The 1,091-nt window shown below is 62.9% G+C and carries 2 pseudogenes; both read left to right on the forward strand.

Going from position 1 to position 1,091, the window contains the following annotated elements:
• A pseudogene (locus Y703_RS17460) lies at positions 1-809 on the forward strand (IS3 family transposase); the annotation flags it as partial.
• A gap of 34 nt (positions 810-843) precedes the next feature.
• Positions 844-1,091, forward strand: a pseudogene (locus Y703_RS22580) (IS3 family transposase); the annotation flags it as partial.

Consider the following 1,091-nt stretch of genomic DNA (forward strand, 5'->3'; position numbering starts at 1 on the left):
CTCAAGGCTGAGGCCGCGTTCTTGAAAAAAGCGGCCTCGTACTTTGCAAGGGAGCCACGGTAGTGGCGAAGTACGAGTTCATCGGTTCCCAAAAACAGGCCCCGGGAAACACGGACCCGGTCTGGAAGATGTGCCGGTGGCTAGCAGTATCAACCTCGGGGTTCTATGACTGGCTTTCCCGGCCACGGTCGGCCACCGCGGCCCGCAGGCAGGTGCTGGCGGTGCGTATACGGTGCTTCTTCGACGCAGCCGACGGCACGTACGGGTATCGGCGGATCCACGCGGACCTCGCCGCTGAAGGGACCGCCTGTTCCCCGGAGCTGGTGCGCAGCATCATGGGTCAGGAGAAGTTAGTGCCGTGCCAGCCCCGCCCGTTCCGCATCACCACCCAGGCCGACGCCGAAGGTGCTGCTGCGGTCCCGGACCTGGTGAAACGGGACTTCACCGCGGACCGCCCGGGGATCAAGTTCGTCGGGGACATCACGTATATCCACACGTGGCAGGGTTTCATCTACCTCGCCACCGTCATCGACTGCTATTCGAAGAAGGTCGTGGGCTGGTCCATCGCCGATCACATGCGCACCGAACTCGTCGCTGACGCGTTGAAGAACGCTGCCGCAACGACCCTGATCGCCCCTGACGCGATTTGGCACTCGGACCGTGGCAGCGTCTATACCTCGGCCCGGTTCAGGGCCTTGGTCACCGCCCTGGGCATGCGTTCCTCGATGGGCCGCACCGGGGTGTGTTGGGACAACAGCATGGCCGAAAGTTTCTTCGGAGCTCTGAAGAACGAACGGGTCTACCGGAGCGGGAAAATCAGGAGCTCAAGGCTGAGGCCGCGTTCTTGAAAAAAGCGGCCTCGTACTTTGCAAGGGAGCCACGGTAGTGGCGAAGTACGAGTTCATCGGTTCCCAAAAACAGGCCCCGGGAAACACGGACCCGGTCTGGAAGATGTGCCGGTGGCTAGCAGTATCAACCTCGGGGTTCTATGACTGGCTTTCCCGGCCACGGTCGGCCACCGCGGCCCGCAGGCAGGTGCTGGCGGTGCGTATACGGTGCTTCTTCGACGCAGCCGACGGCACGTACGGGTA

The organism is Arthrobacter sp. H20 (assembly GCF_000520515.1).
Classification (GTDB): Bacteria; Actinomycetota; Actinomycetes; order Actinomycetales; family Micrococcaceae; genus Arthrobacter_D.